At 40.9% G+C, this 24,432-nt stretch carries 19 protein-coding genes; 11 read left to right on the top strand and 8 right to left on the bottom strand.

Going from position 1 to position 24,432, the window contains the following annotated elements:
• Nucleotides 1-58 precede the first annotated feature (58 nt).
• On the top strand, nucleotides 59-970 hold the full coding sequence (locus tag ABOA58_RS05450) for an RluA family pseudouridine synthase (protein ID WP_350301538.1): 912 nt from the start codon (nucleotides 59-61) through the stop codon (nucleotides 968-970).
• 872 nt (nucleotides 971-1,842) lie between these two features.
• Here the strand turns inward: ABOA58_RS05450 and ABOA58_RS05445 are convergent.
• Together ABOA58_RS05445 and ABOA58_RS05440 are read right to left on the bottom strand one after the other, a co-directional pair.
• A complete protein-coding gene (locus ABOA58_RS05445; RefSeq protein WP_170946860.1) occupies nucleotides 1,843-2,097 on the bottom strand; it encodes a GlsB/YeaQ/YmgE family stress response membrane protein in 255 nt (84 codons plus the stop codon).
• Nucleotides 2,098-2,571: 474 nt separating this feature from the next.
• Nucleotides 2,572-3,402, bottom strand: coding sequence for an aldo/keto reductase (locus tag ABOA58_RS05440; protein WP_350301537.1), 831 nt, complete (start codon nucleotides 3,400-3,402; stop codon nucleotides 2,572-2,574).
• Nucleotides 3,403-3,787: 385 nt separating this feature from the next.
• Here ABOA58_RS05440 and ABOA58_RS05435 point away from each other — a divergent pair, with 385 nt between their 5' ends.
• The 6 genes from ABOA58_RS05435 (at nucleotide 3,788) to ald (ending at nucleotide 10,221) form a co-directional block, all read left to right on the top strand.
• On the top strand, nucleotides 3,788-4,786 hold the full coding sequence (locus tag ABOA58_RS05435; protein WP_350301536.1) for an inorganic phosphate transporter: 999 nt from the start codon (nucleotides 3,788-3,790) through the stop codon (nucleotides 4,784-4,786).
• Nucleotides 4,787-5,023: 237 nt separating this feature from the next.
• A complete protein-coding gene (locus ABOA58_RS05430; protein WP_350301535.1) occupies nucleotides 5,024-5,644 on the top strand; it encodes a DUF47 domain-containing protein in 621 nt (206 codons plus the stop codon).
• 15 nt (nucleotides 5,645-5,659) lie between these two features.
• Entirely contained in the window at nucleotides 5,660-6,658 is a 999-nt protein-coding gene (locus tag ABOA58_RS05425; protein WP_350301534.1) for an inorganic phosphate transporter, read from the top strand.
• A 130-nt stretch (nucleotides 6,659-6,788) separates the two neighbouring features.
• Entirely contained in the window at nucleotides 6,789-8,045 is a 1,257-nt protein-coding gene (locus ABOA58_RS05420) for a PucR family transcriptional regulator (RefSeq protein WP_350301533.1), read from the top strand.
• Between the two features lie 49 nt (nucleotides 8,046-8,094).
• Complete coding sequence (locus ABOA58_RS05415) at nucleotides 8,095-8,916, top strand: EcsC family protein (RefSeq protein WP_350301532.1); 822 nt, start codon at nucleotides 8,095-8,097, stop codon at nucleotides 8,914-8,916.
• A gap of 171 nt (nucleotides 8,917-9,087) precedes the next feature.
• The gene (gene ald, locus ABOA58_RS05410) at nucleotides 9,088-10,221 is read left to right on the top strand and encodes an alanine dehydrogenase (protein ID WP_053533925.1); all 1,134 of its coding nucleotides are present in this window, start codon (nucleotides 9,088-9,090) and stop codon (nucleotides 10,219-10,221) included.
• Nucleotides 10,222-10,555: 334 nt separating this feature from the next.
• Here ald and ABOA58_RS05405 read toward each other — a convergent pair whose 3' ends face one another.
• Nucleotides 10,556-11,923 (bottom strand): FAD-binding oxidoreductase, encoded by a 1,368-nt coding sequence (locus ABOA58_RS05405; protein ID WP_350301531.1) that lies wholly within the window; start codon nucleotides 11,921-11,923, stop codon nucleotides 10,556-10,558.
• Nucleotides 11,924-12,007: 84 nt separating this feature from the next.
• Nucleotides 12,008-12,814 carry a pyrroline-5-carboxylate reductase gene (proC, locus tag ABOA58_RS05400; protein WP_350301530.1) on the bottom strand — a complete coding sequence of 269 codons (807 nt, stop codon included), beginning with the start codon at nucleotides 12,812-12,814 and terminating at the stop codon, nucleotides 12,008-12,010.
• Nucleotides 12,815-13,089: 275 nt separating this feature from the next.
• Here proC and ABOA58_RS05395 point away from each other — a divergent pair, with 275 nt between their 5' ends.
• The 3 genes from ABOA58_RS05395 (at nucleotide 13,090) to ABOA58_RS05385 (ending at nucleotide 17,397) form a co-directional block, all read left to right on the top strand.
• Entirely contained in the window at nucleotides 13,090-14,655 is a 1,566-nt protein-coding gene (locus tag ABOA58_RS05395) for an MDR family MFS transporter (RefSeq protein WP_350301529.1), read from the top strand.
• 109 nt (nucleotides 14,656-14,764) lie between these two features.
• Entirely contained in the window at nucleotides 14,765-15,397 is a 633-nt protein-coding gene (locus ABOA58_RS05390) for a DNA-3-methyladenine glycosylase (protein ID WP_350301528.1), read from the top strand.
• 830 nt (nucleotides 15,398-16,227) lie between these two features.
• Nucleotides 16,228-17,397 carry a C40 family peptidase gene (locus ABOA58_RS05385; RefSeq protein WP_350301527.1) on the top strand — a complete coding sequence of 390 codons (1,170 nt, stop codon included), beginning with the start codon at nucleotides 16,228-16,230 and terminating at the stop codon, nucleotides 17,395-17,397.
• Between the two features lie 883 nt (nucleotides 17,398-18,280).
• Here ABOA58_RS05385 and ABOA58_RS05380 read toward each other — a convergent pair.
• The 3 genes from ABOA58_RS05380 to ABOA58_RS05370 form a co-directional block, all read right to left on the bottom strand.
• Nucleotides 18,281-18,580, bottom strand: coding sequence for a hypothetical protein (locus ABOA58_RS05380; RefSeq protein ID WP_350301526.1), 300 nt, complete (start codon nucleotides 18,578-18,580; stop codon nucleotides 18,281-18,283).
• Between the two features lie 208 nt (nucleotides 18,581-18,788).
• Nucleotides 18,789-18,992 carry a hypothetical protein gene (locus ABOA58_RS05375; protein ID WP_350301525.1) on the bottom strand — a complete coding sequence of 68 codons (204 nt, stop codon included), beginning with the start codon at nucleotides 18,990-18,992 and terminating at the stop codon, nucleotides 18,789-18,791.
• A gap of 890 nt (nucleotides 18,993-19,882) precedes the next feature.
• A complete protein-coding gene (locus ABOA58_RS05370; RefSeq protein ID WP_350301524.1) occupies nucleotides 19,883-21,556 on the bottom strand; it encodes an alpha-keto acid decarboxylase family protein in 1,674 nt (557 codons plus the stop codon).
• 250 nt (nucleotides 21,557-21,806) lie between these two features.
• On the opposite strand from ABOA58_RS05370, the gene ABOA58_RS05365 reads away from it, so the two are divergent.
• Complete coding sequence (locus ABOA58_RS05365; RefSeq protein WP_434547765.1) at nucleotides 21,807-23,207, top strand: sigma-54 interaction domain-containing protein; 1,401 nt, start codon at nucleotides 21,807-21,809, stop codon at nucleotides 23,205-23,207.
• An 88-nt stretch (nucleotides 23,208-23,295) separates the two neighbouring features.
• Here ABOA58_RS05365 and cobT read toward each other — a convergent pair whose 3' ends face one another.
• Nucleotides 23,296-24,342, bottom strand: coding sequence for a nicotinate-nucleotide--dimethylbenzimidazole phosphoribosyltransferase (cobT, locus tag ABOA58_RS05360; protein ID WP_350301522.1), 1,047 nt, complete (start codon nucleotides 24,340-24,342; stop codon nucleotides 23,296-23,298).
• Nucleotides 24,343-24,432: the final 90 nt, after the last annotated feature.

Raw genomic sequence — 24,432 nt, 5'->3', positions numbered from 1 at the left:
TATTATATATTTTTTTCATTTAATCAAAAACCAAAGCAGTCGAAAGTAGGAGTTTTTATTGGAAAATTTCAGAATAACTAACCAACATTTAATAATAGATGTTCTCCAAACTTGGAATGGATTAACATTGGAAAAACTTTTTAGGGAGCGTTGGAAGGCCCCAAAGAAATTAGTGCATGAATGGAGAATGAGTAAAGAAGTGACAGTGAACGGGAATTCCGTAACATGGTCAACAATCCTTAATGAAGGAGATACGATCAGAATCCCCTTATTGGATCACGCTGAAAATGAAACAGTACAAGCGGCAGACTTAGGAATTTCCATCTTATATGAAGATGATGTGTTGTTGATAGCCAATAAACCGGCTGGAATGGATACCCACCCTTCTCAGCCGGGTGAAGCACATTCCCTCCTCAATGGAGTCGCACACCATCTTCAAAAAAACGGCCAGACCTGTATGATCAAGCATATTCATAGGCTTGATAAAGATACCACCGGTGCCGTCCTTTTTGCCAAAAACCGCCTTGTTGGGTCCATGCTGGATAGAATGTTGGAAGAAAGGGAAATCAAGCGGACTTACCTAGCTTTAGTACAAGGAAACATTAAAAAGGATGAAGGCGAAATCAAAGAAAAAATTGGCCGCGACCGCCACCATGCCACGAGAAGAAGGGTTTCCCCTACAGGCCAGACGGCAGTCACCCACTATCGGGTGCTCAACCGCTATCCCAAGAAAAACTTGACACTCGTCAGCTGCACCCTGGAAAGCGGCCGAACCCATCAGATCAGGGTGCATTTCAGTCATTTGAACCACCCCTTGGCCGGAGATTCCTTATATGGCGGAAAAAGGACATTTCCACGTCAAGCCCTTCATGCAAGAAAAATTGAATTCATCCACCCCATTTCAGAAGAAAAAATGATCGTTGAAGCTCCTTTCATTGATAAACCTGAAATATTCGATTTCACCATTTAAACAAAAAAAACACCGTTCCATACCGGACGGTGTTTTTTTTGTAGACAAAAGGAGTTCTATCTAAATTTTTAAACATAGTTGATTGGAGCGGGTGTGCGAAACTCCTGCGGGAATAGCGAGTCCAAGGGAGACCCCACAGGCGCAAGGCGCCGAGGAGGCTTCCCGGACCGCCCGCGGGAAGCGAGTGCCTGAAGGGGAAATCAACGTTTCAATTCTATAAACACTCAAAAAATACTGTAGGAAAAATTATTATCGAGTTTGCAAACTAATGTGGCCCTATCTAAAAGGTAAAACAAAGTTGATTGGAGCGTAAGGTACGAGACTCCTGCCGGAAAACGTGTCCAGGGAAGACCCCGCAGGCGAGGAGGCTTCCCGGACCGCCCGCAGAAAGCGAGTGCCTGGAGAGGAAATCAACGTTTCAATTCTATAAACACTCAAAAGTACTGTAGGAAAAATCAATTATTATCGAGTTTGTAGACAAATGGGGCCCTATCTAAAAGGTAAAACAAAGTTGATTGGAGCGTAAGGTACGAGACTCCTGCGGGAAAACGTGTCCAGGGAAGACCCCGGAGGCGCAAGGCGCCGAGGAGGCTTCCCGGACCGCCCGCGGAAAGCGAGTGCCTGAAGTGGAAATCAACACTTTTTTTGCTAACTCAATTAATTTTGAATTTGTGACAGTCTGAAACACCATTCCTTTTCGGACGGTGTACTTATTTCTTCATTAATATTATCCGAATTGTCGCTCATATTTTTTTTCAGCGGACTGATTTTCTGCATGTTAGGTCAACCGAATTATACGCATGTCGGGACGAAATCCGTTCTTTTGGCATAAAAAAATAGCTGGCCACTTGGGCCAGCTTTATTTTTTGTATTTATGAAGCTTTTCTCATGCCTTTTAAGATAAGGCTTAAGATGAAGACAAATACGATTGCACCAATCAATGCTGGAATTATCGCGAAATCTGCAACTGAAGGTCCCCAGTTCCCAAGAATTAATGAACCTAACCATGCACCAACAAAACCAGCGATAATGTTACCGATAATTCCAAATGGTACGTCACGTCCAACGATCATACCTGCTAACCAACCAATGATACCTCCGATAATTAATGACCATAAAAATCCCATAATATATTTCCTCCTTCAAATTAGTTATTTTTTCATTTCTGCAGCAGACTCCAAGAAATCAAATCACTTCCATATTGTCATGCAATTTTTCAGTTATTTTAACTTTTACATTCAAAATGGTATGATGCCGATTAGCACGATATCTAATGAATGTGAATGCTTTAGTTATTGGGTAGAGTTAGCTAGCTATAGCCCTTGAGTAACTGATTGGACAATCCTCATGTTAGTGATTTTTTTCTTTTTGTTTGCCGCTGTACTCATTATTTTCCCCGTTATAATAATCTAAAACCTAATTTTTTTAAAAAATATTTGGTAACGAAAACAGGATTATCAGACATATTAAACGGGTATACCATAGGCTTTAACTTTGTCACATTGTTAGTATAAGCAGTAACTGTCTCAATTATGTTCATAAAGGAAAAAGAAAAAGGATGCCCCAATTATCGGGACACCCTTCTATTATTTGCAGCATTCTTAGAACAAAAGTTCATCGGGATTGCTGCCGAACCGTTCATTTTTGTTCAAGGCATCTATTTGATTCATTTCATTCAGGCTTAATGAAAAGTCAAATACCTGTGCATTTTCCTCGATACGGGACGGCGTAATCGATTTAGGTATTACAACTAGATCATGTTGCAGATGCCATCTAATCAACACTTGCGCTGAACTTTTCCCATGCTTCTTCGCTATATGATTAATTGTCGGCTCTTCCAATAGGTTCCCTCTTCCTAGCGGGCTCCAAGATTCTACCTTTATTTCATGTTTTGCACAGTAATCACGAATTTCTACTTGTGTCAAAAGTGGGTGTAATTCAATTTGATTGACGACCGGCTTCACTTCACTGTTTGCAAGTAAATTTTCCAAATGATGAACATGGAAATTACTTACACCGATTGATTTCACCTTGCCATCCTTATAAAGCTTTTCCAAAGCCCTCCAGGTTTCCAGATATTTATCTTTTCCCGGCCAGTGGATCAAGTATAAATCCAAGTATTCCAAGCCAAGGCGATTTAAACTATCATCAAATGCCTGGAGCGTCGTTTCGTATCCTTGCTCTGTATTCCACACTTTAGATGTAATGAACAATTCTTCACGAGGCACGCCGCATTCACGAATCGCCTGGCCAACACCTTCTTCATTTTCATAAATGGCCGCAGTATCGATCGCACGATATCCAACTTCGATCGCTTTCTTGACAGACTCAACCGTTTCATTGCCGTTTTTCACTTTAAATACACCAAAACCTAACTGTGGCATTTTAACTCCATTATGTAAGGTGATCGTTTCCCCAATGTTTGAAATCATTCCATCATTCCCCCTTACTTTTATTTACCAATTATACATCCCTCCACCTTCTATTTCTAACCATAAGCCTCGGGATTTATAGAGTTCCTTAAACGAAACGCACCCGTTTATATATATAAGAGGAAACATTTTATCTTTTTAATCATTCACCAAGTTAAATATTTTGTAAAAAAATGACGAAACATCTATCCTTATAGGTATGAAATTCGTTACAATTGAATAGTTCGATTTAAAACCAAGTAAAAAAGAAGGTGTCAGCTTTTAAAGAATAATCAAACGTAAAACTCCCATTCTAAATATTGAGGAGTTGCAAACTGTTTTGCGCCCATTCATTGGCCAAAATCCATATACACTTTACACTTGAAATCAAGGGAGTCCTCCATGTATGAATAGCATACTCATCTTAACAGTGCTAATTATTATTTTTGCTTTGGTCTTTGACTTTATCAATGGTTTCCATGATACGGCTAACGCCATCGCTACAGCAGTATCAACCAAGGCGCTTAAACCACGTCATGCAATCATCCTGGCTGCGGTCATGAATTTACTAGGAGCACTGACCTTTACCGGTGTTGCGCATACCATTACGAAGGATATCGTTGATCCTTTCACATTGAACAATGGTTCTTATGTAATCCTTGCTGCTCTAATTTCGGCCATAATATGGAATTTAATCACCTGGTATTTTGGCATTCCAAGCAGTTCCTCCCATGCGATCATTGGTTCAATAGCGGGAGCTGCCATCGTGGCTAGTGGATTCGATGCGATTAAATGGAGTGGATTCACTAAAATTGTACAAGCATTGATTCTATCTCCCATCCTTGCCTTTACGCTTGGTTTCATTGTATACAGTATTTTCAAGGTAGTATTCAAAAATAATAATTTAGGAAAAACCAATAAGCGATTCAGGAGAATACAAATTCTCACAGCGGCCATCCAGTCTTATACACATGGAACGAATGATGCTCAAAAATCCATGGGTATCATCACGATGGCTTTGATCGCTAACGGATATGCCTCTACCTCTGAGGTTCCTTTCTGGGTACAATTATCCTGCGCAATTGCCATGGCGCTTGGTACATCTATCGGAGGTTGGAAGATCATCAAAACAGTTGGCGGTAAAATCATGAAAATCCGTCCGGTTAATGGAGTTGCTGCCGATATGACTGGTGCATCGATCATTTTCGGCGCAACCTTCCTGCATATGCCTGTCAGCACGACTCATGTCATTTCTTCTTCAATACTTGGGGTCGGTTCTGCACACCGCATCAAAGGGGTAAAATGGGGAACCGCCAAAAACATGTTGGTCACTTGGTTCATTACATTGCCAATTTCTGCTTCTTTAGCTGGAATCATTTACTATTTGATTGCTTTATTTTTATAGAACCTTTCGCCTTTCCATATCGGAAAGGCTTTTTTTTTACAATTCCCCCTTATAAATGCAGGCTTTTTCCCTTTTTTTAATTTTCCTTGTTTTTTTATGTAAAGTTTTATTAAGATTTTGTAAATTTTCGTCGAAAAACCTTCCCGGATACTACATGAATTCGTTACAATCAATTTGTTAATACTAAGCGTACGACTAAAGTGCGTAAATTTGCATGACTAATTGGGAGGCTTTAACATGGCTTTTAAATCAAAAAAAGACAAATTCGCTGTAATGCTTTTTAACATCGCTCAAAACCTAAAAGAAGGTGCTGACTATTTCGCGGATTATAAACTCAAGAACATCTCCGATCTCAAAGTATTTTCAGATACGATGAAAGACTTTGAGCATAAAGGCGATTCAATGGTTCATAATGTGATCAAAGAGCTGAACAATGCTTTCATCACTCCTATCGAACGGGAGGATATCCTTGAATTAACCATGAGAATGGATGATGTCATAGACGGTTTGGAACACTGTGCGGCATTATTCGAAATGTACTCAATTGTCAATGCAGATGAGTATATGCTTAAGTTTGTGGATGCAATCAAACAGTGTACGTATGAGATTGAAAATGCTGTCGATACACTATCCACTAAAAAATTGCCAATGATTCGTGAACATGCAATAAAAATTAAAGATCTTGAATCCGTTTGTGACGGAATCCAACGTCAATCAATCAAAAACTTGTTTACAGTAGAAAAAGATCCAATCAGGATCATTCAATATAAAGAAATTTACGAAAGCCTTGAAGAGATCGCCGATCACTGTCAAGCGGTGGCCAATACACTTGAAACAATCATAATGAAAAACGCCTAAGGAGTACCCCAATAAATGGATACTTTATTAATTATAACAATATTAATCGTTTTCTTTGCTTTAGCATTTGACTTCATCAATGGTTTTCATGATACAGCCAATGCAATAGCGACTGCTGTTTCAACAAAGGCCTTGAAGCCTAGGCATGCCATCATCTTGGCAGCCGTCATGAATTTCGTCGGAGCCATGACATTTACTGGAGTGGCGAAGACCATAACGAAGGATATCGTGGATCCGTTCACGCTTCCGAATGGTTCATATGTAATTATGGCTGCTCTACTTGCCGCTATCATATGGAACCTTCTAACCTGGTATTACGGAATACCAAGCAGTTCCTCCCATGCATTGATTGGTTCGATTGCTGGTGCAGCCATTGCTGCAGCGGGATTCGCTGGAATTAAATGGGAAGGTTTCATGAAAATTCTTCAAGCTTTGATTTTCTCCCCGTTAATTGCTTTTGTAATCGGGTTTATCGTATACAGCATCTTTAAAGTTGTCTTTAAAAACAATAACCTGACAAAAACAAACCAAAAATTCCGGACTATACAGATTGCTACTGCAGCACTTCAATCGTATACCCACGGAACGAACGACGCTCAAAAAGCGATGGGTATCATCACGATGGCCCTTATTGCAAATGGTTATGCATCAAGTACCGATATCGCCTTCTGGGTTCAGTTCTCCTGTGCGCTGGCAATGGGACTTGGAACTTCCGTCGGCGGATGGAAAATCATTAAAACCGTTGGCGGCAAAATCATGAAAATCCGCCCGGTCAATGGTGTTGCAGCGGACTTAACCGGAGCCTTTATCATTTTCGGCGCGACTGTAATACACATGCCGGTCAGTACAACACATGTTATTTCGTCTTCAATCCTTGGTGTTGGATCTGCGCATCGTGTCAAGGGCGTAAAATGGGGAACGGCAAAAAGAATGATCATCACTTGGTTCATTACCATTCCCATCTCTGCAACATTAGCTGGTTTGCTTTATCTTTTAATTAACTTCTTATTCTAAAATAAAATCCCTTCCGGTTTCCATCGGTAGGGATTTTCTGTTTTGACATAGGATTTATCTATGCTAATTAATAGGAAATCGTTTAAAATTCAAGGAGAAGGAATTTTTTTTAGCGAGGGGCAAAATAACAATGAAGGAATTCGAAAAAAATAGAGATATTTTTAAAGACCTTTATGGAGATATGATGGAGTTTGCCGATAGAATCAGTTCTGTTTTAGGCTGCCCCATTACAATCGAGGACGGTAACCATCGCTTACTTGCTTATAGCACTCACGATGATACGACGGATCAGGCTCGTATCATGACCATAATCGGAAGACGTGTCCCTGAAAAGGTCATCAACAGTTTATGGAAAGATGGCTTCATACCCGCGTTATTGAAAGAAGATGCCCCTATTAAAATCGGGGCCATCAATGATGTCGGTCTCGGTAACAGGGTTGCGGTTTCCATCCGGAAAAATAATGAAGTACTTGGATTCATTTGGGCTTTGGAAGTAAATGAACCATTCACCGAAGAAGATATGCAATTTCTGCAATTCGCTGCCAAGGAGGCGAAGAACCAGTTACAGCAATTGCAATTGAAAAAGAAAAGGAAAGAAGCGGGTCATCAAGAGTTCCTTTGGCGCATGTTGACCGGGCACTACCAAGAAGAATCGGAAATAATTGAAAATTATAAGAAATTCTCGATCCATGTTCCAGTGGTTTTTTCCATATTGGTATTCGAATTTCCTAAAGAGATCAATCGCGAAGTGGAGCGCTACATTTCATACATGTTAACGACCACTCAAAAGATAAACAGTTCCTTATTTGCCATTGACCATAACAAGCTCATTCTTTTCGCAGGAGCCAACCAGGAAAACAGCCCTTCTTTCACTTCATCGATTTATGAGTTCATTCCTTTTTTCATTCTGGAGATGAAACGGCGTTTCGGTGTTGAGCATATCCTTGGAACGGCTGGCAATATGTATAAAAACTTAATGGATGTTAAATCAAGTTACGAAGAAGCTCTATACACTCTAAAAATGAAGAATATATTCCCTGATGACATGAAACTCATTTTACATTATGAAGAACTTGGCATGTTTCAAATGATTGAATCACTCGCAAGCAACAAACAGCGTCGTGTTCATCCTTCCATCCTTAAACTTAAAGCATACGATATGAAAAACCAGACGGAATTGCTGCAAACACTCACCGTCTATCTAGAGAAAGACTGCAACCCAAACGAGGCTTCAAGAAACCTTCATATCCATGTGAATACATTGAATTATCGATTAAAAAGGATCTCGGAAGTGGGAAATATCCGGTTAAAAGACCCGATTCAAAAAATGTCCCTCTTTCTTAACATTAAACTTAATCAATATGATGAATTCTCCAAGAAAAATTAATGATATATTCCCTGATATGGAATACTAGAAGTGTGGAAAGGTTGATCTTATGAAATTTGAAACAAAAGAAGAACTTGAAAAAGAATTAGCAATCATAGAAAAATGGGAGAAGGATCAAAAAGGACTATGGTTTTGGGAACGGATTGGGCGGATTCCCTTCAAGCTATTGGATAAGTTGACACCGGATTTCATTCAGAAAAAATTGGGTGTCATGCTTGATGAAATCGGAAGCTACATTCAGAATGGCGGAAAATATTTAACGAAAGAAGCTCATATTCTAAATCAGCTGCAAGCCAAGAATCCCGAGTTGAATATTACTGCCGTGGAGGATGTTTCAAGCATACCCCTCCATATCATGGATAGCGTGAGTCAGGATATTAAAAATTCAGGCAGCAAATTGGCAACGGTTCAAGGGGCCACTACCGGGATTGGCGGAATCTTCACCTTGGCAATCGACATCCCCCTTCTTCTCGGCATGTCGATCAAAACCCTTCAGGATATCGCCATCACATATGGCTTCAATCCTAGGGACCGCCAAGAACGTATATTCATCGTCAAATGCCTGCAATTCACAGCATCGGATGTTGTCGGCAAAAAGGCTCTATTAAATGAATTGTCGAAAATGACCCAGACTGATTCCCAATCAAAAAGGGAAATAGCATCAGAACTGCAAGGATGGCGAGAAGTCGTTTATACATACCGTGATCAGTTTGGCTGGAAAAAGCTTTTGCAAATGGTTCCTGTTGCCGGAATAATATTTGGCGCCCTGACAAATCGTTCGATGATTGCCGATATAGCCGATACGGGAATCATGCTTTATAAGAAAAGAAGGATTCTAGAGCGCATTCAAGAACCAATTGCAAAGAATTGAATTCAGCTTTAATTGGGTTTTGATCCTGGCAAGTCCATGTTTTTTGAAACTGCGTTTGTGGAATTCCACAAATACACCTTTTTCATTTTTCTGATTTCCACATACTAACTGTTTCTTTTTCCAACTATACTTGTGATACAAATAGTAAAACATATTATTGGAGGGATTAAGATGAGAATAGGAATTCCAAAAGAGATTAAAAACAATGAAAATCGTGTAGCTATCACTCCAGCTGGGGTCGTAGCATTAGTCAATGCAGGACATGAAGTATTAATCGAAATGAACGCAGGTCTAGGAAGCAGTTTTACAAATGAAGCATATCAAGAAGCTGGTGCTGTTATAGTCGAGGACGCTGCTAGCGTTTGGGCAAGCACAGAAATGATCATGAAAGTAAAAGAACCTATCTCATCTGAATATAAATATTTCCGAAAAGATTTAATCCTTTTCACATATTTACATCTTGCGGCAGAACCGGCACTAGCTCAGGCCCTAAAAGAAAGCGGTGTCTTGGCCATTGCTTATGAAACGGTTGCAGTAAACCGCACACTTCCTTTATTGACACCAATGAGTGAAGTTGCAGGACGCATGGCTGCACAAATCGGTGCTCAGTTCCTTGAAAAAAATAACGGCGGTAAAGGAATACTCTTAAGCGGAGTTCCTGGAGTTAAACGCGGTAAAGTCGCTGTTATCGGCGGAGGCATGGTTGGAACGAATGCTGCTAAAATCGCTATTGGATTAGGCGCAGATGTTACCATTCTTGACTTAAGCCCAGACCGCCTTCGTCAACTTGATGATATTTTCGGAAATGAACTGACTACACTCATCTCCAACCCTTATAATATTGCAGAAGCGGTCAAAGATGCCGATTTGGTTATCGGTGCTGTATTGATTCCAGGTGCTAAAGCTCCTAAGCTCGTTACTGAAGAAATGGTTAAATCGATGTCTCCAGGTTCAGTCATTGTCGATGTTGCAATCGACCAAGGCGGTATCTTTGAAACGGTTGACCACATAACAACACATGATAACCCTACTTATGTTAAACATGGAGTAGTGCATTATGCAGTGGCGAATATGCCAGGAGCAGTGCCTCAAACTTCTACAGTTGCTTTAACTAACGTAACAGTTCCATTTGCACTTCAAATTGCAAACAAAGGTGCCATCAAAGCAATCCTTGAAAATGATGCCCTTGCAAAAGGCGTCAATGTGGCGAACGGTGAAATCACGTTCGAAGCAGTTGCCACAGACCTTGGCTACAACTACGTAAGTGTTGAAAACGCCTTAAACCCAAATAACATTAACGCTTAATAAAAAAAGACTCCAGAATCTTGTCTGGAGTCTTATTTTTTTTGGACGAGAACCTCGATGAAGCAGTACGTCTCCATACGATATCTGGATTAGGCCGGATTATCTCACACAACGGTCGAATTAACTTGCACAACGGTTGAATAATTTGGGTATAGGTCGGATTTTCTGCTCGATCGGTCGAATTATCCAGAGTTAGGCTCGATTTTCTGCTCGATCGGTCGAATTATCCAGAGTTAGGTCGGATTTTCGGACGGGCGATTTTTCCGGATAGGCCACTACTCTGCCCTTTCCCCGGTTGATGTTATTACTACTCTAACAAAATAGAATATTCCTCTTAATCTATGAAGATCTTCCCGGGATTCATTATTCCTTTTGGATCCAAAGCCTGTTTGATCGTTTTCATCACTTCGTAAGCTGCTCCATGCTCCCTTCGCTGATACTTCGATTTTCCAAGGCCCACCCCATGTTCACCCGTACATGTACCGCCTCTGGTTAATGCATACTCGACGATTTCTTCATTTAACCTTTTCGCTTCTTTAACTTCTTCAGGATTTTTCAGATCGATCATGAACAATACGTGATAATTCCCGTCACCTACATGTCCTACAATCGCCCCCTCCACTTTGGATTGTTCGACTTTCTTCCTTGTATCCAGTATGGCATTCGATAATTCATGAAGGGGCACACTTACGTCGGTCACCATCAGTTTCTTCCCCGGGGCGCTGTGAATGAATGCGTACGCGAGATTATGGCGCGCTTCCCATAAGGCATTCCGTGCTTTTGAATCGGTTTCAAACTGGATATCCCCACAGCCAAAATCACTTACGATTTCCTTGGCAAATTTGACGTCCTGTTCCAGTCCGGCAAAATTCCCATGAAACTCGAGGAATAAAGTTGGTTTGACTTCATAGGATTTGTCCATGAATTGATTAACTTTTTTTATGGACTCGGCATCAACCAATTCAATTCGTGCAATCGGAATACCAGCAAGCATGATCCCATTAACCGCAGATACTGCCTGTTCGACGGTTGGAAATGATGCTCTCCCAGCCATTGTGACTTCAGGAATGCCATACACCTTTAATGTCAGTTCAGTAAATACTCCCAGCGTACCTTCAGAACCGACAAACAAGCCATTCAAATGAATGCCTGAAGATGATTTTGTCGCTAAGCTTCCGGAATGAATCACTTCACCGTTTGCTAAAACTATTTCCAAATCCCTGACTTGATCGCGCATAATCCCATATTTGACCGAGGTCGTCCCACTTGCATTCGTAGCTGCCATCCCTCCCAATGTAGCATCTGCACCAGGGTCGACGGAAAAGAACAAACCGTATTTTTTTAATTCTTTATTGAGCTGCGTCCTAGTCACACCTGGCTGGACCTTCACAAGGAAATCATTTTCCCTGATTTCCAATATTCGATTCATCAAAGACAAATCCAAGGAAATTCCCCCTTTGACTGGAACGACATGCCCCTCCAAACTTGAACCTAATCCAAAAGGAATGACCGGTATTTCATGCTCATTCGCATAACGCATGACTGCGCTTACTTCCGCAGTATCCCTTGGATATATGACCATATCCGGAAGGTGCGGAGTGTGATATGATTCATCATGGCTGTGCTGCTCCAATAATGTTTCATTCACCGTTACCTGTTCTTCCGTCAGAATCTTCCTTAATTCTTCTATATAACCAGTCATTATGCAGCCTCCTCTTTTTTTCACCAAACATTCTGAAAATAGAAAATGGACGAGATTGCCCGCTAATAGGCAATCCATCTTTCTTCATTTATTGAAACCTTTCGTTTTATCCGTGCATGCCTTCATTGCTTGCAGAATGCTGGATCTTAGCTGATTTTCTTCTAAAGTCGCTACGGCAGCTATCGTTGAACCGCCCGGCGTGCAGACATCATCCTTTAAAGCAGCAGGATGTCTTTCCGTTTCCAGTACCATTTTAGCAGCTCCCATTACAGCTTGTGCTGCCATTCGGTATGCTTGTTTTCGTGGAATGCCGTCACGGACCCCTCCATCAGCCAGCGCCTCGATGAACATATATACATAAGCAGGCGACGAACCGCTGATGGCCGGTACTGCGTCCATCAAATCTTCATGCAGGATTTCCGTTTTACCGAAACTATTCAGCAGTGCAGTCACACCCTCTATATCAGCATCGGTAATTTGATCATTAATGCTCATGGCAGTCATGCCTTCACCAACAAGCGAAGGAGTGTTTGGCATCGTCCGGACAACCTTCATTCTTTTTCCGAAGCTGTTCTCAACTAGTGATACAGTGATCCCTGCTGCCATAGTAATGATCACAGCGTCTTCTTTAACATGATTCTTCACTTCTTCAAGCACTTGCTTATGCATGGCAGGCTGGATTCCTAGAAAGAGAAAATCGGCAAAACCGGCAACCTCTTTATTATCCAAAGTACCTTTAACCTTATATTTCGTGGTGATTTTAGTTTTGGTCTCCACACTCGCAGTACTGACCATGATCCCTTCAGGTGAAATGACCTCTGCAAGCAGCATGCCCTCAAGCATTGCCTCACCCATTTTGCCGCATCCAATAAACCCGATTTTTTTATTCATATCTTACACTTCCAATCATAAGTTCATCTATATTCTTTCTTATTATATCGGATATGATAAATGGAAACACGTTGGAGATATTAATAAGGAAGGATTTGGTGGTTTCTGGTCGAATTACTTAAGTGATATGGATGTATTTTTAAATCCACCTTTACGCAATATAGTCAAGCAATTAAATAAAAAAGATGTTGACTAAATGGTCATTAGAGATTTATAATTTTGACCTATTAGTCACAAATGAATAAGGAATACAGTTATAGGAATGGAGAAATGCTATGCAAATGGAAAAAAAAGCGGTCAATACCAAGCTTGTCTTAACAGGATTGATCATAGGAATGTTTTTCAGTTCATTGGAACAGACGATCGTCGGTACCGCCATGCCGACAATTATCGGGCAATTGAATGGTTTCACCATCTTTGCATGGGTAACGACTGCCTATTTAATAGCCTCAACGACTGTTGTACCCATTGTTGGAAAGCTATCTGATTTATATGGCAGGCGTTCCCTTTATCTGCTTGGCACAATCATATTTACGATCGGTTCGTTTTTATGTGCCACAGCCACTTCGATGGAACAATTGATCATCTACAGGGGTCTGCAGGGAATCGGCGGCGGAATGATCATGCCTTTATCCCAAACAATCATCGGCGATATATTCTCTGCGGAACAAAGAGCCAAATGGCAGGGAGTATTCGGAGCCCTTTTTGGTTTAAGTTCTGTCATCGGCCCTTTTCTGGGCGGCCTGATCGTTGACCATATCAGCTGGCATTGGATCTTTTTGATCAATGTACCGACGGGCTTACTATCTGCCATTTTGATTTATGTAGGATTGAAACATGAAGCGATAAGGAAAACAGAGAAAGTGAATATCGATTATCTAGGGATTTTCACCTTGATTCCTGGTATTGTCCTGTTATTGCTTGGCTTGACCTTCGGTGGTGATAAATTCGAATGGTTATCATTAGAATCTATCTTGATTTTCGGCAGCACCATTGTCTTCATTGCCCTATTCATCTTTTTTGAAAGAAGAGCGGTTGAACCGATTCTTGATTTATCCCTTTTTAAAAATAGAGTTTTTTCCACCACGAATATTTTGGGATTCCTGCTTGGCCTTGGCATGTTCGGGGCAATCATGTTCGTCCCGCTGTTCATGCAAGGCGTTTTGGGAGTTTCACCAACAAAAGCGGGGTCGACCATGACTCCGATGATGATCGGTATGATTCTTTCCAGCATCATTGGCGGGCGGTTACTTTTGAAATTCCGTTTTCGTACCGTGCTCACCTTTGGAATGGCCTTTGCGACGCTTGGCTTTTTCCTAATGAGCATGATGGACGGCAGTACGACTATATTCACTGCGTACTCATACATGGCCATCCTTGGGATAGGTATGGGTCTTGTCATGCCGACATTGATGATTGCCGTTCAAAACGAATTTCCAAAATCGCAGCTAGGGTCGGTTACAGCGGCTTCGACATTCTTCCGATCAATAGGAGGAACGATGGGCATCACGATTTTGAATGCTGTCATGAATCACAATCTCCAGCAAAATATGGATGATGCGGTCGTAAGTCAAAAGGACCCTATATTGCATGAGGCACTGAAAGCATTAGCCGATAAAACGGATGCGTTATTCAACATCATGCTTTATCCTGAAAACCTTAAAATGCCCGCAGAAGTCAGCACTATCCTTGTAAAAACGATTGAAAATGCTTGGATCGATGCATTCTCCAGTGTTTTCATCACCGGTATCTTTTTTGTTTCCGCGGGGATATTAGTGGCACTTTCCGTGGGTTCGGGCCGAATCAAAAAAGATCAAGAAACGGAAAAGGAATTAGGCTAAAAAATGCTCGGGACCGGCTGATATAATCAGCCGGCCTTTTTTTTCCCTTCATGTTTCTTTTTCATTGATAAGGGAATTTTACCTATATGAGACTAAATGGAGTGATATCATGAACAAGATAAACGATTCAATTTTACCTGCGGATTTTTATCAGCAGCCCACCCTTGAACTGGCAAAATCCCTTCTTGGCTGCCTGATTGTAAAAGAAACAGCGGATGGAACCGCTTCTGGATTCATTGTTGAAACAGAGGCCTATATTGGACCTGGTGACAGGGCCGCACATAGTTTTGGAAATAGAAGGACAAAACGGACGGAAGTGATGTTCGGAAATTCCAGTTTGATCTATACATACGTCATGCACACACATACACTGGTCAATGTCGTAAGCGGAGGGCTTGAAAATCCGGAAGCCATTTTAATCCGGGCGGTTGAACCCTATTCAGGGCTCGAGTTAATGCATGAAAGACGAGGAATTGCCGATATTCGTAAATGGACCGATGGACCAGGGAAGCTAACAAAGGCACTGGGCATCACCATGGATGATTATGGTCGATCTTTTACAGATCCCCCGCTATATCTAGCTGCCGGAAAAAAGCCTGAACACATATCCAGCGGCCCCCGCGTCGGAATCGACAACTCCGGGGAAGCAAAAGATTACCCTTGGCGTTTCTGGGTTACCGACAATCCGTTTATATCGCGTAAAAACCTAATTAATAAAGCTGTACCGAAAAATAAACCATGATTTTATCCCCTCTAAGTGAACAGTGTAAATTCTGTGGATGTTACACGACTTTGAGGGGATTTTACAATGTCCGTAAGCATCTCGAAATCTCAAAAAGTCGTGAATGAAGCATCAGACACTAGCCCAAAAGGAACGAAGGATACGTTGCGGTAATACTTAATTTCTGTCAAACTAATTATTAAAATACCCTCAATATTCCACAGTCTATTTTCCTTAATCCCTATTAAACTTCCAGCCTATTACCCCAGTAATATTAAATTGACTTCCTTCCATGACAAACCTAATATAGTTAAGTCAGCAATATGGAAGGTGGTTTATGATGAACGTTCAGGACTTTTGCAAATGAATACGATTTTTATTAGTATCCTAATTGGGAGTCCTTATATTTGGGATCATCTAAATGTTTGTATGAAATCCTTATATAATCAGCCATTCAAGTAAACCATTCCCCTACTCAAAGTATCATCACATAGTAAAATCGTGAACCTGATGCCCCCTTCGTTAATAGACAATATTAAAAAATTAATCACGGAAAGGTAAGGATTTGTTATTCTTACCTTTCTTTTAATTACCGTAACTCACACTTCCATTTTATGAAATGCTCTTTTGAGTTTACTAGCTATCCATTTATGCGAAATTCCAAGATTTGGTCCCCTTACACTCCAATGAATCCACCCGATGTAACAGACTCCCATTTTCCTGTAACAGAATAACCCGAAAAATGATGAAAAAGTTGAATTTTATTGATATGTGCCATGTTTTTTATATTCCATACCTTTATAATATAAATGCTAGATATTTTTTTACCACATCAGGAGGAACTTTCCTAAATGAACAATTCTAAAAACTCTTTCATTCTTGCGGGGACCATTATAGGTACCCTAATCGCCGGCACTTCTGCTTATGCTGGTTCTTATCAAGTTAAATCAGGGGACACCCTAGATAAAATCTCTAAAGCCAATAATACAACTGTCCAACACTTAAAATCTCAAAACCATTTGACTAGTAACCTTATTTTTCCCGGCCAAGTCTTGAAATTTAATACTCTTAATAACCGTACAGATAATAAAGATAAAACCGAAAAATATGTGGTTAAACTGGGGGATACTTTATCTAAAATTGCTAATAAATATAACCTTTCCCTTAGTGCCCTGCTTAAATTAAACACTGACATTTCTAATTCGGATCGCATTTATATTGGCCAAACCATCCGGGTTTCCGGACAAGCCTCTGGGTCCAGCTCTCCGGCTAAAAACAGTTCAAATGCTACATATAAAGTCAAATCCGGAGATACACTGGGCAAAATTGCCAGAGTCAATAATATGACTGTCCAACAATTAAAGTCTATAAACCATTTGACTAGCACTCTCATTTTTCCCGGCCAGGTCTTGAAGGTTAATACCATTACCAGCAATCCGGATAAAGGTAAAAATACAACAGACGTTTATGTCGTTAAATTAGGGGATTCCTTATCAACAATCGCTAAAAAATATAACCTTTCCCTTAGTGCCTTACTTAAAATAAACCCTAATATTTCTAATTCAGATCGTATTCGTATCGGCCAAACCATCCGTGTTTCAGGGAAGGCCTCGGCATCTGCAAGTAATAAACCGTCCAAATCCACCAAAGCAGATCAAGTTTTGGCAGCTGGCGCCAAATACATGGGAGCCAAGTATGTTTACGGTGCGAGCACTTCACGCACTGACGTATTTGATTGCTCTTCTTTCACATTAAGGGCATTCCAAAGTGCAGGTATTTCCTTGCCTCGAAATTCAGTGGCACAATCACACGTTGGTACAGCTGTATCCTCGAAAGCCCTGCAAAAAGGGGATTTAGTATTTTTCGATACCAATAATGATGGAGTAATCAATCATGTAGGAATTTATGCCGGTAACGGTCAAATGCTGAATGCTTCGACATCTAAAGGTGTTTCCTACGCTAACATTAACAATTCTTACTGGGGACCTAGCTTTGTGAAGGCGGTCCGAGTTCTTAACTAAATGATGATGACAGTAAACGATAAAGAGCAAAAAAGCGTGGTTTGATAAAATATCATACACGCTTTTTTGCGTATCATAATGTAAAATAGCCGCCAACTCGTGTTACGATACAAATGCACTAGCAGGTTCCATATTACAATTTCCTTTGTAATGGAGGAAAACAAGCTTCCATTTCAGATTATCTCCTAAGGAGTCCTTCAATTGTAAGATATTGGTCATATTTTCATCAAAAATATATATTTTTTCAGTTCTATTAGTCTCTTTAGTAAGTAACATTTTCATCACTTTTGCTGGATTACCCGCAATGATTGAAAATTGTAGCATAAATACTTTTAGTCACTATCGATTCCGCCAATTACACACCTGACAAAATAGTATCCTGGCTCCTATCCAACAATTATCATTTATATTATCTGGCGTGACTTCAGAGCAGTTACCTTTCCCAAGGCAAAACAAGAGGTAGGGTTAATGGCTCCAAGACTCTCTTAATATAAATTGATATAATATTCAAAAAATTAAAAGCGTTTTACACCGTTACCTACAAATGTTCCCACATCATTATCTTTTTGACTCATTTCTTCCGCATTAACCTTTACATCTCCACAATCGCATAAAAGCGCAATAATTCAATTGTGGTTTATTATTTATAACTGGAAATTTATTTTTATTGGTTAAAGTATTAAGTATTAAGTCTTTTTCTTATAGTTGATTTTACGATTTAAAATACTCAAAACACTTAAAAGTATTGAAAAACATACAAAGTAAACTAAACCTTCACTAGTAAACCCAAATTTGTAAAAGATAATAGTAGCAATAATAAACACACCAGTTAAAAAGATTTTATAAGGCCAATACTTACTCATTATCAACACCACTTTTCAATTTAAAAATCTGAATAGGTAGTTTTAGTTGCCCCCTTAAAATTCTTCTCTTTATAATATACAAATTTAAGTTGTCCTTTTTTATTAGATTTTGAACTTCTTTTGATATATACCTTGTATGACATATAGCCCTTTGAATATTCCTTTATTCCAAATGCAGAGCCAGCTAAAAATGATGTAACACTCATTCCAGGAATCAAACCAGCAGCTCCTATTGCTAATGAACCGACTAATAATCCTTTTGATCTATTCTTATTACTAAAATACAATTTGTGATTTGTTGGCAAAATTGATTTAGACATACATTGATATGCCGGATAACAAGCTTCTGCAGTTTTATTGGGGCTCCGAAGATCCGTCCTATTGTATTTATTCCATTATCCTCTCTTTCCTCATACCTGGCGCATTAACCTTTGCATTTCCACAATCGCATAATTCAGTTGATTACTGATACGGACTCCTTCAAAGCTTGATAATTCCTTTCGTTGGCCTATTTCATCCTTCTTTTTTCTATGATAGGTTATCGTTTGTTGTAATAACCAAGCCTTTCTTAATAACATTTCCCTCACCTGCCTGTTTTGTTAGATGTCTTTCCTGCATTTCCATTTGCTTTCTATGGACTTTTTCTTCTATAAAATCTATGAACAGCTGATTATTGTTGAGATTTTCTTTATTCGACTCTATTAACCGCGCTAATGATACATTTTTACGCATTTTTTGGCCTCCTTCTCTACAGAAATTGCTAGCCGGAAAAAGAATGGTTTTCTCTGCTAAGGAAAAATATTTTTCCTATTACTTCATGATATTTTCATAATACTCTTATTTTAAAAATTCTTGGTTTCAATTTTGAAATGACAGTTACCAATATTGGTATTGTCATTCTTGTCCTTGATCGGGCCGTGCAGTATCTAGATTACCAACAAAAAAAGGCCTTCATCACAGAAGACCTTTTCAGAAAGTATACTAATAAGAAGAGTAAGTTTGCCTGAGCTTTTTTCTTTCAAAAACGTTCCAGTCGATTTCAGAAATCCGTTTCCTTTCCTCCGGCTTTCTGCCCAGCCACCTCAAAGCAAACGCCTGTGGTGTCTCGGCTACCAGTTATTCGGCAGGAGTGTCGCATATTTCTTCAATCCAGTAACGATTACAGTAAAAACCATCAAGGCCGGAGCATAGTATTCGAACAGCTGCACTGTCTTGGGCCGTTGACACAGTTTATCGACCTAAGCCTCACTGTATTCGGTCGTTCACGCACTGTATTCAACCTATCCCGGACAGTATTCGACCGTTTAGGCGCTTTATTCGACCTATCCCGCACTTTATTCGACCGTTGAGGCACTTTATTCGACCGTTCACGAATTTTTTTCGACTTTCACCTCATTATTCGGACTCCGAACCACATTTTGTCGCCACACTCGATGAGAAGTTCGCCTACAGTTTTTACTAAAAAACGTTCCAGCTTGATTTCAGAAATCCGCTCCCTTTCCACCGGCTGTCTGCCAAGCCAACTCAAAGCAAGCTCCTGTTGGCCAGTTATTCGGCAGGAGTGTCGCATATTTCTTCAATCTAGTGTTTTAATCAGGGGTGAGTGCATTTCGAACATGGAATTACTTTAGTTTCTCTTGCTTTTCAAGATACTGCCTCATTTTTTTCAAATAATCCGGTGCATCCATTTGATCTTTCACGACCAATTCTATAAGGCAAAGTTTATCGGCGTTCATGTCCTGGGCATTTGCAATGGCATCATCCAGTTCACCATTCGTCTCAACTCGTGCTGTGAATGCCTCTTGACCAAACGCTTCAGCCAGTTTTGTATAATTCCACTCTGGTATCTCGTTGTATTTCTGTTTTTCTATATCGACTTTTACATTTAAGAATTTTTCTATCGTATAGCCGTTATTGTTGAGGATAAACACGATGGGCTTACAGCCGTTCTCCAGCATTGAGCTTATTTCCTGTGCTGTCAGCTGTATCGAGCCGTCCCCGGTAAACAAAAGAACACGCCGGTTTCTATCCGCTATACAAGCTCCGAAAGCTGCGGGGGTAGCATAACCGATGCTTTGCCAGCCTCCCTGTGCAATATAGGTCGCCCCTTTCGGCAATCTGACCTGTGACATGCCATAAGAGAATGTTCCTGTTTCCGTGACCACAATGTCATTTTCCTTCAACATTTGCTGAATCCGTGGATAATAGGAAGCCGCTTCCAGAGGTGCTGACGGGTCTTCCACCATTGTGTCATACGGAAACGAGATGGTTCCGACAGATTCGTTCTGCCGGTAGCCAATGTCCTGGAGCGCACTTAGAATTTCCTCCGCCCTGACATTCATATAACTGGCTGCCCCCACTTTTAATGTGTCAGGTTGAATTTCCACCATTTTCAACGGGTCAAGCTTTGCTGTACCTTTGGAAGTATTGACGTCTGACCAAACTGCACCAACAGCTATGATGAAATCCGCTTCTTCAACAGTTTGAGTTACATCCTTACTTCCGAAAGCTCCGCCGTATACACCAATATACTGAGGATGCCTCTCATCAAACCCGCTTTTTCCCTGCATTAACGAAGCAACCGGAACATTTAACCTCTCAGCGAGCTGCAGTACGGGTTTCTGCAAGTTATAGCGAAGTGTTTTTACGTCGACAAGCAGAACCGCTTTATTTACATGTTCTAGCATACCTTTTATATGCTTCACTGCTGACTGCAACGCATCGACATTTGTTTTGGCCACATTTTCAGAAACCTCACTGTGGGAAATCAACGGTTTTTCAACGAGATCGATAGCCACTACCAAATAAACGGGCTTTTTCTTTTCTTTCGCGATTCTGATTGCAGCCGGTATCTCCCTAGCCGCGTTTTCTGGTGTAAGAATCGCCGTATAACTGGTGATATGCTCATAAACCTTACGGAAAACATCAAAATCTCCGTCCATTAACGTATGATGGGCAAGCTCCTTCTCCTGTTGCATCATGGACTTTGGCGAGCCGACAATATGGATGAGCGGCACATTTTCACTGTACGCTCCAGCGATTGCATTACATGCGCTCATTTCACCGACACCAAAGGTGGTGATCAGTGCCGACAAGCCCTTCACCCGGGCATAAGCGTCCGCTGCGTATCCAGCATTGAGTTCATTTCGTCCATTAATAAACTCAATCCCATCGTAATCTTCCAAAGTATCTAGCAATGAGAAATTATAGTCTCCTGGCACACCAAAAATCTCTGTAATGCCTTCTGCTTTTAAGCAGTCGTATAAATATTGTCCCAAGGTTGTGTTTTCAGCCAATTCAATCACTCCTTCAATCGATTACTCTTTACTTTATTTATACCCAAACATAAGTAGGTTAACCGTAAGTAAGGTAGTTCGCTACTCTATTACTCTAGTTTTAGCCTTGATGTATTGAAGTGAGTGAGATTATCGCAGGCATACTGTCATAAATGATTCAATTCCAAATCAAAATATCTGAAAATTCTTGATTCACCTCTGTTTTTGATTTATATTTGAATCACCGGAAAAGAGGATAAGGGGGAAAATGATGAGTGATAACAATGTCAAAAGGGTTTTGGAATGCATCATCAACACATCCAATAACAATATTACCGTGACCGATGAAAAAGGGTTCATTTTATTCACGAATCCTAACCATTGGTGGATATATGGAATCGAACCAGAACATTATCTTGGGAAATCCGTTTACCAGCTCGAAACGGAAGGAATCCTTTCACCGTCGATTTCCGCCATGGTATTGAAAGAGAAAACACCTGTCCAGATCATGCAGCAAACGAAGACAGGAAAAATAGTCATGTCGACTGCTTATCCCATCTTTGATGATAATGGTGAATTGATTCGTGTCGTCAGCTATGCCCAAGATCAAACTGAAATCAGGAACCTCCAGGATCAGTACGGTCAATTGGAGAAAAAGATACAGGAATACCAATCGGAGGTCGAGGAGCTTAGGGAACAGGAGGAGCTGATCTATCGCAGCAAGGAAATGCGGCAAATCGCGAAAACGATACACCGTGTTTCCAAAACGGATGCCACGGTCATGCTACTTGGGGAATCCGGTGTGGGAAAGAGCGTCTTCGCCCGCCGGCTGCATAATCAGAGTTACCGCAGCAAGGAGCCATTCATCGAAGTCAACTGCAGTACCATCCCAGAAAGTCTCTTCGAATCGGAAATGTTTGGTTACGAAGCGGGATCCTTTACCGGTGCGCAGAAGCAGGGGAAGCAAGGGCTGGTGGAACAAGCTGATAACGGAACCTTATTTCTGGATGAAATCGGGGAGCTTCCCCTGGATATGCAAGTGAAGTTATTAAATGTCCTGCAAGAGAAGACCTTTAAAAGAGTGGGCGGAAAAAAAGAGCATAAGATAGATTTTCGGCTTGTGACGGCAACCAATCAAAACCTTGAGGAAATGGTGGAAAAGGGAACATTCAGGCTGGATTTGTATTACCGCTTAAATGTGATTCCGATTCAAATACCGCCATTACGCGAAAGAAAAGAAGACATTGCCATCTTAATCAATCATAATCTCGAAATCATCAACAAGAAATACAAGACAGATAAGAAGTTGCACCCTTCGACTTACGAAATACTGATTCAGCATAAATGGTCAGGAAACGTGCGTGAATTGGAAAACCTGATTGAACGGCTCATTTTGACCTCGGAAGACTCCATCATTTTCCCAGGCTTTCTCCCCTCCCATTTCCATGGACAAGAATCTTTGGAGAAAATAGATGATACCCTAATGATCGACACTATGATGGTTGATGATAGTGATCTCAATACCGCCCTCGAACAAGTCGAAAAATGGATGATGATGAAAGCGAGTAAACAATGCAAGTCCACATATGAAATGGCTAAATTCTTAGGTATCAGCCAGCCTTCCGTCGTCAGGAAAATGAAGAAATATAAAGATCACCTGCCCATTAAGTAAAGTGGGATGAAAGAATGTTTCAATGCAGTATCCACCTTTATTTAACCTGTATAAATAGGAGACCAGCGTATCTAAGGTCTCCTGTTTCTTACTTATTTGACACGCCTGCAGATTCAAATGTTGCCATTTCTTTAATGACCAATGTCGCTGCCTTAAGGATGGGGTATGCCAGGGCTGCCCCTGTTCCTTCCCCGATTCTCATTCCCACATCGAGGATTGGCTCCTTGCCAAGCAGTTCTATGGCCGTTCTATGACCAGGTTCTGCAGATCGATGTCCAACAAACATATAATCGGCTGCACGTCCGGAAATCAGGTTTGCCAATACAGCAGCCGTGGTTGTAATGAAACCATCAACAAGAATGGGTATACGGTTATTCGCTGCAGCAAGCATGGCCCCTGCCATACCTGCAATTTCGAATCCACCGATATTCATCAAAATATTGATTGGGTCATCAGGATTAGGATTTCTTAATGAAATCGCTTCTTCAATTATTCTTCGCTTATGTAAAATGCCGTCTGAATTCAATCCTGTTCCCTGCCCCACTAGTGATTCGACGCTTTTCCCGCTTACGATGGAGATGATGGCGGTACTGGAAGTCGTATTTCCGATTCCCATTTCACCAAGAATCAGGCAGTTTGCTCCACGGGCAATCATTTTCTTTGCACGGTCATATCCAATTTCAAGCGCTTGAATTACTTCTTCCTTTGTCATCGCCTCTTCCTTATAAAAGTTTCTAGTTCCCTTGCGGACTTTTCTCGAAGTTAACCCCGCTGCCTCGATATCTGCATCGATCCCTATATCGACAATGTCCAAGTAAGCGTCTATCGCCCGGTTTAATACATTGATGGCAGCACCGTCATTCAGGAAGTTGAGAACCATTTGTTCCGTCACTTCTTTTGGATAAGCCGAGACCCCTTCTTCCGTAATTCCATGGTCGGCCGCAAACACGATAACCCCCGGTTTCGAAATGTCCGGAAATGCCTCTCCTGTCATCTTGGCCAGTTCGATTATCCATTCTTCAAGCCGTCCTAGGCTTCCCTGAGGAACCGTCAGCGAATCGACATGTCCTTTAACCTGCCGTCCCATTTCTTCGTCCAGCATCGGGATGGAGATGGCAGCCAACCCATTCGTCATATTAATACCCCCCACAAACCAAAATGAAAAACCTTAACCACAGGAAAAGGTTCTTATCCATCATCTGCTATAAATACAACTTAGTCCACA

The sequence above is a fragment of the Peribacillus frigoritolerans genome, from assembly GCF_040250305.1.
Taxonomy (GTDB): Bacteria; Bacillota; Bacilli; order Bacillales; family DSM-1321; genus Peribacillus.
This window is presented reverse-complemented; position numbering and strand designations above follow the sequence as displayed.